This is a genomic window from Novacetimonas hansenii JCM 7643, assembly GCF_000964405.1.
In the GTDB taxonomy this organism is placed as follows: Bacteria; Pseudomonadota; Alphaproteobacteria; order Acetobacterales; family Acetobacteraceae; genus Novacetimonas; species Novacetimonas hansenii.
This window is the reverse complement of the sequence record NZ_BANE01000337.1, coordinates 1-8,976: the sequence shown is the minus strand read 5'-3', so window position 1 is coordinate 8,976 and position 8,976 is coordinate 1. Positions and strand designations below refer to the sequence as shown.

The window sequence follows — 8,976 nt, the reverse complement described above, 5'->3', positions numbered from 1 at the left end:
GTCTTCTGAAGCTTTTTAGAAAAAGCTTCACCAAAAACATTTATGATTTCAGGATGTTATTGATCCTGACTTTTCAAACAGTCTCTCAAGGCTTCCGGACGGGGGGGGCCAGCAGCCCCGCACCGGCATTGCCCTTCCGCCACAAGGTCCGTGGATTTTGGGCGCATGACAGTGACAAATCATGAAAACAGCGTCGCGGACGGCAACTGTTCTACCCTGTTTTCGTTATAGTCCTTTATACTTTGAAATCCCGCGATTTTTCGGCCCGACTCCTACGGGCCGTAATCCTTGAGACCGTCCCCGCCCCCCGTGATGCACACGTGGACGGCGCGATACAGGAGGTGACCAGAGGCATGCCCGCCGTTTCCATGACCGTTTCCCGATCCCCGCACCGTTTCAGGGCAGGGGCATGCCTTGCGCTGTTCTTTTCCTTTCTGGCACTGTTTGCATCCCTGCACGGTGCCCGCGCCGATACCGCCCCACAGGGGCAGATGACGTCACAACAGGCGCAGCAGGTGCTGTCGGTCATGAATGACCCGCAAAAGCGCGCCGAATTCACCAAGACGCTGGAAGCGATCTCCAAGGGATTACCCGCCCCGGCAACCCCGGCCAAGGCAGCCGCCCCGGCCAAGGCCACGTCTTCGGACGTGTCGCTTGAACCTGACAGCATCAGCAGCGAATTCCTTGATGAACTGTCGCATGCGCGTGATGTGGCCCTGCGCCAGACACAGAACTTCATGGCATTGTTCAAGGATCTCGCCTTTGTCGGGCACTGGGTGCATTCGACGCTGAGCAATGCGGAATCGCGCCAGATCCTGATTGATTCGACCGGCCGCGCGACGCTGATCGTCCTGTTCGCCATGCTGGCGGAACATGGGTTCTCCCTGTTGCTGCGTAAGCCACTGGCGGCGGTGACGGCGCGCGCCGTGGCGATGGAAACACGCCTGAACCAGCGTGTCCGCGCGGCGGATGAACAGCAGGACGTGCAGGCCACCGCCACCCTGTCGGCCGACGGGACCAAGGAAACCGCGGACGAACGCGCGACCGAACAGGCCCGGCAACAGGATGACAAACAACAGCACGAGACGCTGCGCATCATCGCGCGCATCCCGTTTTCCATCCTGCACCTGCTGATCAAGCTGCTGCCGGTGGCGCTGTTCCTTGGGCTGGCCTATGGCGGGTCGGCGCTGCTGACCTCCACCCACCAGGCGGAGATGGTGACGCTGACGCTGACGAATGCCTATGTCATCGCGCGCGCGCTGTACCTGCTGCTGGAAATGGTGTTCGTGCCACGTTCGCCCACCATCCGCCTGTGTACCGCAAGCGATGGCACCGCGCGCATGGTCACGCGGTGGTGGAACTTCCTTGTCGCCGCGCCATCTCTGGTGATCTGCCTGTCCACGCTGGGCGGGGTGTTCGACATGCCGGCACGCGGGACAGAGGCAATCATCCGCGCCGTCGTCCTGATTGAACATATCCTTGTTGCGGTCTTCATCTGGCGCATCCGCAGACATGTGGCCGAGGCCCTGCAGCCGCCCGCGCGTTTCCAGGACAAACCATTCTGGGTCTTTGTCGGCCGGATGGTCCATTTCTGGTGGATCCTGGCGATGTTCTTTGACTTCGCGCTGTGGCTGGTCTGGGCGACGCAGGTGCGTGGCGGCTATACCTGGATCCTGCGCACGCTGTCGCTGACGATCGTGGTCATCCTGCTTGCGCGCCTGTTCGCGATCCTTGCCTTCGGCCTGCAGAACAAGCTGTTCCAGATCTCGCCCCTGACGGAAGAGCGCTATCCCGGCCTTCAGGCGCGCATGGATTATTACTATCCCTATGCACGGCGGGCCCTTTTGTTCCTGCTCAGCTTCCTGACCATCATCTGCCTGCTGCAATCGTGGGGGCTGCCGGCCTTCGCCTTCTTCCTGCATGGTACGCTGGGAACGAAGATCATCGGCGCGATCCTGACGGTGATGGTGGCCTATACCGTGGCCATCGTGGTGTGGGAGGCCGCGAACGCGGCGCTGCAGAACCAGATCAACCGCTTTGAAACATCTGAACAGGCCTCACGCGCCAGCCGCCTGCGCACGGTCCTGCCGATCATCCGCACGGTGCTGCTGACATTCATCATCGTCATCGTCACCGTCACCACCCTGTCGCAGATTGGCATCAACGTCGCCCCCCTGCTGACGGGTGCGGGGATCATGGGTGCCGCCGTGGCCTTTGGCGCGCAGAGCCTGGTCAAGGACTTCATCACCGGCTTCTTCATGCTGGTGGAAAATGCGATGCAGGTGGGCGACTGGGTCACGGCGGGGTCTGTGTCGGGCACGGTCGAACATCTGTCGATCCGCACGCTGCGGCTGCGTTCGGTCAATGGCGACCTGCATATCATCCCGTTCTCCTCGGTCACGTCGATCGCGAACACCTCGCGCGATTATAACCTTGTCGTGGTGGACTTCATGCTGGACCTGAGCGAGGACCCCACCCGTGTCGCCGCAATCCTGCATGACGAACTGGCGCTGATGCGCAAGGACCCGAAGTTCGCGCCACTGATCAAGTCCGACTTCTCCTTCCTTGGTGTGGAGCAGGCGGATGGCAACGGGGCGAAATTCCTGGGTTCGGTCCGCACGACGCCGGGATCGAAGTGGAAGGTGTATCGTGAATATTATCGCCGCCTGACCACGCGTATGGTCAAGGAAGCGGTGAAGTTCCCGATCCCCACCAGCGTCAGCATGCTGCGTAACGTGCCGGGGACAGATGGGCTGGACATCAATGGCAGCGGCAGCATGCACATGGTGTTTCCCCCCAATGTCGCGCAGGTGACACCGGCGGCGGATGTGGCGCATGATGCCCCCCCATCCCCCAACGACGACGCCCCTGCGGCGGGCCAGAGTCCAAAGGCGCACGAATGACCATCCCCCCCGATCCGGACCCGACACTGGCCGCCATGGAGGCCCCCCTGCGCACGCAGGGGTTCGCCTTTGTCGGGGCGGAACGGATGCATGCGGAACTTGTGCAGTATGGCCTGCGGGAATGGGAGGATTTTGCCGCAAGCTGGAACCGGCTGGGGCTGGACCGTTACATGGCCGATGGCGGGCGTTACCGCCGTCGCCGCCATGCCACGTTCGCGGTGGGGGCGGACGGCATGCGACGCAAGAAACACCAGCCCCATTACCAGAGCCGCGATTACAACGAACTCAATGGCGGGATCGAACGCTGGTTCCGCGCGGTGGAGCCTGATATCGGCGACCATCCGGCGATGCAGGCGATCCTGCGCCTGATGTACCGCATCATGACCGACCTGACACCGACCGAACGCAGGCCGGAAGGCTGGCACGCGGAAATCCACCAGTTCCGCATCGAGGCCCTGCCCGAACAACCCGGCCACCCCACGCCCGAGGGCCTGCATCGCGACGGCGTGGACTGGGTGCTGGTGCTGATGGTGCGGCGTGAAAATGTCATGTCGGGGGAAACCACCATCCATGACCTGCAACGCCGCCAGGTCGGCACATTCATGCTGGACCAGCCGCTTGACGCCGCGATTGTCGATGACAACCGTGTCTATCACGGGGTAACGGCGGTCCGCCCGATCGACCCGTCCCGCCCGGCCTATCGCGACGTACTGGTCGTCACCTTCCGCCACCAATGATCTCCCCACCCCGCCGCCCGGACGATGCGGCGACCGGGTTGGCAAGCACAACGGACGCCAGAACGCCGCAAAGGGACGCGACAGCGGCAAGAACCAGCGGGGTGATGACGGACGGGGCGATGACGGACGGCGCCGCCGGGACATGGCGCCGCTTCGCCCGCTTATTGCTGGTCACGGTGCTGGTGGCGGGTGGGCTGCTTTATGGTTTCATCGTCACGGTGGACCCGTGGGACATGCTGCCGCTGTCACCGCGCCTGCCGCGCATCCCCATCAGCACCAATACCCGCTTCAGTATGCCCGCACTGGCCCGTGGGACGGGTTTCGATTCCGTCATGCTCGGCACCTCCACCAGCCGCCTGATGCAGCCAGCCGTGCTGGACCATGCGTTGGGTGCGCATTTCCTGCAACTTGGCATGAACAGCGCAAGCGCATGGGAACAGGCGCGGCTGCTGTCATTATTCATGCGCCACCACCCTGCCCCGCGCGTGGTCATGATCGACATCGACGCCGCATGGTGCCGCAACCGGCCAGGCAACCTGACCGGCCCCAACCGCCCATGGCCGGAATGGATGTATGGCGGGTCGCCATGGGCGGGATACCTGCACATGGCCAACCTGTATGCCCTGCAGGAAGCGGCGAACCAGTTCCTGTGGCTGGTGGGGGTCAAGGCGCAGCGTTTTGGCTCTGACGGCTATACCAGCTTCGTCCCGCCCGATGCACGATATGACCGCGCCCGCGTGGATCGTGCATTCGCCGCATGGACACCGCCCGACCCCACGCCCGCACCCGCCGGTGCGGAGCATGTCGCACCCGACAGCCTGCCGCTGTTGCGCACCATGCTGTCGGGCCTGCCGATGGGGACACGCCGGCTTTTGTGGTTTCCCCCCGCCTCCGCCTTCCTGCATGGCCCGCCAGGCAGCCGCAGCAGGATGCGTGCGCTGGCCTGCCGCCGGGCCGTCACCGCCATGGCGGCGGACATGGCCGACACGCTGGTGGTGGATTTCGATATCCCCGGCCCGATCGTCGATGATCGTGACAGTTTCTGGGACCCCCTGCATTACCGGCTGTCGGTGGCGCAGCGGATAATGGGCGACCTTGGGCATATCGCGGGGGGAGGAGATGGGGGAACAGACGCGCATGTCCTTTTGCGCAACGGATGGTCCGTGCCCTGAATACGGGCATTGCCCAATATGCTCCCGCCTGAAATGCACAAGCCATGCGCTGTGCTCACCATTCCGTCGCGGCAGCAGGCCTTGTGCATGGCCGGTCATCTGGTATGGGAAAGGAACGCCCCCGCGAACATGCGCCCGGTGCGCCGTGCCGCCCCCGCCATGGGACGCGGCACCCGGCGCATGACAGCGCCGGTCCGTTGTACGCGCGGCGTTCCCTGCGTGTCCTGCCCATTGCCGTGGCAGGCACGGCCCTGAGGTTGGAGAGGCTGGTGAACACGTCCGTCAATGGTGCGCCGCAATGGCATCTGCAGGCCGAGGCGAACCGGACCCTGATCACATTGTCCGGCGAATGGATCGCGCAGACCGGCACCACACCCGACTTTCCCAATAATGGCCTTGCCCCCGCGACAAAGGGCAAGCCGCTGGAATTTTCCACCGACGGGCTGGGGCGGTGGGACACATCGCTCATCAGCTTCCTGTGGGAACTCAAGCGTGATGCGCGGCAGGCCGATCTGAGCGTCAGCGCCGAGACCCTGCCGGATTCCGCGCGCAAACTGCTCGATCTCCTGCCGGAAATCCCGCCCGACGCGCATGCGCCGCCGCCCCACCATTTCGCGCCCGTCACGGCGGTGGGGCAATTCACGCTCGATACCCTCAATGAAATCGGCTGCGTCAGTGAAATGGGCGTCGCCACGGCGAAAGGTGGGCTTGCCGCGCTGCTGGGCAAGGGCATGATGCGCACGATCGACCTGATGTCGGACGTGCGCGCGGCGGGACCGACGGCGCTGGTGATCGTGGGCGTGGTCAATTTCCTTGTCGGCGCGATCCTTGCCTTTGTCGGCGCGGTGCAGTTGCATAAATTCGCGGCCGACATCTATGTCGCAAGTCTGGTTGGAATCGCGATGGTGCGCGAAATGTCCGCCGTCATGACCGCGATCATCATGGCCGGGCGCACCGGCGGTGCCTATGCCGCGCGGATTTCAACCATGCAGGGGAACGAGGAAATCGACGCCCTGACGGTGTTCGGCATCCCGGTCGCAAGCTACCTTATCCTGCCATCCGTGCTTGCGCTCATACTGACGATGCCGCTGCTTTACCTGTATGGCTGCCTGATTGGCATGTTCGGCGGATTTTTCGTGTCGTACATCATGCTGAACGTCACGCCGTTGGGCTATTTTCACGAGACGCTTTATGCCGTCGCCCTGTCGCAGTTCGTGTTCGGTTTTATCAAAAGTATCGTATTCGGCGGGTTCATCGGCCTGACAAGCTGCCGTATCGGCCTGAAGGCCGGACGCAGCGCCGCCGACGTGGGCATCGCCGCGACGCGCGCGGTGGTCGTGGGCATCGTGGGCGTGATCGCCATCGACGCCATATTCGCCGTCATCGCCAACGTGCTGGATATCTGACCCGATGAATGCAGACACATCCCACCCCGATACATCCCGCCCCGGTACATCCCACCCTGCCGCAGCCCACGACGCCGACAGCGCGCAGGCGATGATGTCGGTGCGTGGCGTCACGCTGGCGTTCGGGCCAAAGGTGATCCAGCACGACATTTCCTTTGACGTGAAGCGCGGCAGCATTTTCGCCGTCATGGGCGGCTCTGGCTGTGGCAAGAGCACGCTGCTCAAGAGCATGATCGGCCTGCTGCGTCCCACGCAGGGGGAATATCTGGTCGGCACGGACAATTACTGGGCCGGCACGGATGAGGACAGGGTGCGCATCGGCCGCCGCTTTGGCGTCCTGTTCCAAAGCGGCGCGTTGTGGAGTTCGATGACGGTGGGGCAGAATGTGGCGCTGCCGATGCAGATGTTCACCTCGCTCAGACCCCATGTGATCCGACAGCTTGTCGAGCTCAAGCTCGGGCTGGTGGGGATGCTGCATGCCATTGACCAGTTCCCCTCCGAACTCAGTGGCGGGATGAAAAAGCGCGCGGGCCTGGCGCGCGCCATGTCGCTTGATCCTGATATCCTGTTCTTTGATGAACCCTCTGCCGGGCTGGACCCGATCACCTCCGCCCGGCTGGATGAACTGATCCTCAACCTGCGTGACGGGCTGGGGGCCACGATCGTGCTGGTCAGCCATGAACTGTCCAGCCTGTTTGCGATCGCGGATGACGGCATCTTCCTCGACCCCGAATCCAAGACGGCCATCGCCCACGGTTCGCCGACATGGATGCGCGATCATTGCGACAATCCGATGGTCCATGCCTTCATGCACCGTGAACGTACCGATTCCTCCAGCCACGGGGACAAATAGGGGCCATGCCCGCCAGACAGACAGTCATTGGCGCACTGGTGCTTGGCGCGGCCTTTGTCGGGGGGATAAGCCTGCTGGCGCGCGGGGATATCCCGTTTCTTCATCCCATGCGTGAAGCTGTGGTGGTGTTCGAGGATTCGACGGCGGGACTTGATGTCGGCTCCCCGGTCAATTTCCGCGGCATCCCCGTCGGGGCGGTGCAAAATATCGAAATCACCGTCAAACCGCAGATCAAACGTACTTATACCTTCGTAAAGATCGGGTTTTCCCCCCGGCAGGTGCCCGGTGGCGCGGACCTGCCCGACATTCCCACGCTGGTGGCCGATGGCATGCGCGCGGACATGGTGCTGCACAGTTTCGTGACGGGACAGTCGGAAATCGACCTCGACTTCTCCCCCAACACGCCCGCGCGGCTGCATCAGGACATTCCCGCCTCCCTGCCTGAAATCCCGGTGGGCCAGACCACCTTGCAACAGCTCAAGGGGGAGCTGGGCGCGCCGACGATGGAAAAGCTCCAGCATGACATCCGTACGACGGTGGCAAGCATCCGGCAGCTTGCCACCGACCTGCACCGCGACGTGCCGCCAATGATCGACAGCATCCGCCAGACATCGGCACACAGCCATGTCGCGGTGGTCAGCATCCGCACGGCCCTTGCCGATGCTCAGGCGCGCGCGGCCGTCACCCTGACGGACATGGACCGGATGATGGCCACCGGTGGCCGCGAGATGGACGCCCGGCGCGAGGAACTGCGCCAGTTGATCGCACAGGCGCGACTGACGCTGACGCAGGCGCACGAGACCATGGTGGGGGTGCAGCAGTTGACATCGCCCCAATCCCCCGATCAGGTCCATCTTGCCGATATGACACGTGACGTGACCGCCGCCGCCTATGGGTTGCGCGGGTTCGCCAACGAAGTTGAAAGTAACCCGCAACTCCTGCTGATGGGACGCAGCCAATGATCTCGTGCCTGCCTGTTTTCCTTTCCCGCCATATGGCCACATGCCGCGCCATGGGCGGGCTGGTCATTTCGGCCTCGCTGCTTGCGGCGTGCTCCTCCGCCCCGGTGAAGTTCTATACGCTGGGCGCATCCGCCATCGCGACCGGCGCGACCTCGCCAAGCGGCAGCGTCTCTGCCGTGACCGACACCACCCCTGTCATTCAGGTGCAACAGGCACGTATCCCCGACTATCTTGACGGGCAGGACATTCTGGTGCGTGACGGCCATGAAATCGAACGCAGCCCGCTTGGCCGTTGGGCAAGCCGCCTGTCGGTGGGGGTGACGGACCTGGTCACAGCGCGGCTGGCGCAGAAATGGCCCGAACGTTTCGTAACCGACCAGCCACAGCCGACGCCCGCATCATGGCGTCTGGCGATCAATATCAGCCGCCTTGATGTCAGCCGTAACGGGGCCGCCGCGCTGAATGCGGACTGGGCCATCATCCCGCAGGACCTGCACCAGCCCATCACGCGCAACCGCACGCATATCGAGGTCGCAGGCGGCACCACCACCAATAACCACGTGGCCGAAATTACGGAATCGCTGCTGAACCAGCTCAGTGACAGGATCGCGGCAAGCTGGCCGCAGGTCACGACGCCGGTGTCCCATACTCATCATTGATGGGGACTGTTTCAAAGGAAATACCCGGCAACCCATTGAAATAATAATGGTTTTGGGCGAAATTATCCCAGATTAAAGACAACGTCCCGAAACATGTGCCATTTCTTCCCAATGGGTTGCTTTCAAATCGCCTTCTGGAAAAGGTAAAAGTCCCGGGCGATGCTTTTCCCACACAGTACTGCCCGTGTGACGTTTCCAAAAAATCTTTGCCTGGAACACTATAATCCCGTGGGTTGTTAGAGACTGTTTGAAAAGTAAGTCTCAATAACATCCTGAAATCATAA

The 8,976-nt window shown here is 62.7% G+C and carries 9 protein-coding genes; 8 read left to right on the top strand and 1 reads right to left on the bottom strand.

Annotation, left to right across the window (positions count from 1 at the left end):
- The 8 genes from B7G66_RS18520 to B7G66_RS16375 form a co-directional block, all read left to right on the top strand.
- On the top strand, window positions 1–185 hold a 185-nt coding region (locus B7G66_RS18520), incomplete at its 5' end, for a hypothetical protein (RefSeq protein ID WP_206778212.1).
- A 168-nt stretch (window positions 186–353) separates the two neighbouring features.
- Window positions 354–2,903, top strand: a complete 2,550-nt coding sequence (locus B7G66_RS16405) for a mechanosensitive ion channel family protein (RefSeq protein WP_003622085.1) — start codon at window positions 354–356, stop codon at window positions 2,901–2,903.
- Window positions 2,900–3,640 (top strand): 2OG-Fe dioxygenase family protein, encoded by a 741-nt coding sequence (locus B7G66_RS16400; protein ID WP_003622081.1) that lies wholly within the window; start codon window positions 2,900–2,902, stop codon window positions 3,638–3,640. Before B7G66_RS16405 ends, B7G66_RS16400 begins: the two co-directional genes overlap by 4 nt.
- A gap of 119 nt (window positions 3,641–3,759) precedes the next feature.
- The gene (locus B7G66_RS16395; RefSeq protein ID WP_141312733.1) at window positions 3,760–4,812 is read left to right on the top strand and encodes a hypothetical protein; all 1,053 of its coding nucleotides are present in this window, start codon (window positions 3,760–3,762) and stop codon (window positions 4,810–4,812) included.
- A 269-nt stretch (window positions 4,813–5,081) separates the two neighbouring features.
- A complete protein-coding gene (locus tag B7G66_RS16390; protein ID WP_080545543.1) occupies window positions 5,082–6,218 on the top strand; it encodes an ABC transporter permease in 1,137 nt (378 codons plus the stop codon).
- Window positions 6,219–6,309: 91 nt separating this feature from the next.
- Window positions 6,310–7,071: an ABC transporter ATP-binding protein gene (locus tag B7G66_RS16385; protein ID WP_040512927.1), complete on the top strand. Its 762-nt coding sequence runs from the start codon at window positions 6,310–6,312 to the stop codon at window positions 7,069–7,071.
- Window positions 7,072–7,076: 5 nt separating this feature from the next.
- Window positions 7,077–8,033, top strand: coding sequence for an MlaD family protein (locus B7G66_RS16380; RefSeq protein ID WP_003622074.1), 957 nt, complete (start codon window positions 7,077–7,079; stop codon window positions 8,031–8,033).
- On the top strand, window positions 8,030–8,692 hold the full coding sequence (locus tag B7G66_RS16375; protein ID WP_003622072.1) for a PqiC family protein: 663 nt from the start codon (window positions 8,030–8,032) through the stop codon (window positions 8,690–8,692). The genes B7G66_RS16380 and B7G66_RS16375 overlap by 4 nt, the downstream gene beginning before the upstream one ends.
- On the opposite strand, the gene B7G66_RS18515 is transcribed toward B7G66_RS16375, so the two are convergent.
- The coding region (locus B7G66_RS18515) for a hypothetical protein (RefSeq protein WP_206778211.1) at window positions 8,661–8,976 on the bottom strand (316 nt) is incomplete at its 5' end. The two genes, B7G66_RS16375 and B7G66_RS18515, sit on opposite strands and share 32 nt — an antisense overlap.

Coding starts and splice junctions, on each gene's coding strand:
- B7G66_RS16375 (WP_003622072.1), top strand. CDS start 8,030: ATGATCTCGTGCCTGCCTGTTTTCCTTTCCCGCCATATGGCCACATGC.
- B7G66_RS16385 (WP_040512927.1), top strand. CDS start 6,310: ATGATGTCGGTGCGTGGCGTCACGCTGGCGTTCGGGCCAAAGGTGATC.
- B7G66_RS16380 (WP_003622074.1), top strand. CDS start 7,077: ATGCCCGCCAGACAGACAGTCATTGGCGCACTGGTGCTTGGCGCGGCC.
- B7G66_RS16400 (WP_003622081.1), top strand. CDS start 2,900: ATGACCATCCCCCCCGATCCGGACCCGACACTGGCCGCCATGGAGGCC.
- B7G66_RS16395 (WP_141312733.1), top strand. CDS start 3,760: ATGACGGACGGCGCCGCCGGGACATGGCGCCGCTTCGCCCGCTTATTG.
- B7G66_RS16405 (WP_003622085.1), top strand. CDS start 354: ATGCCCGCCGTTTCCATGACCGTTTCCCGATCCCCGCACCGTTTCAGG.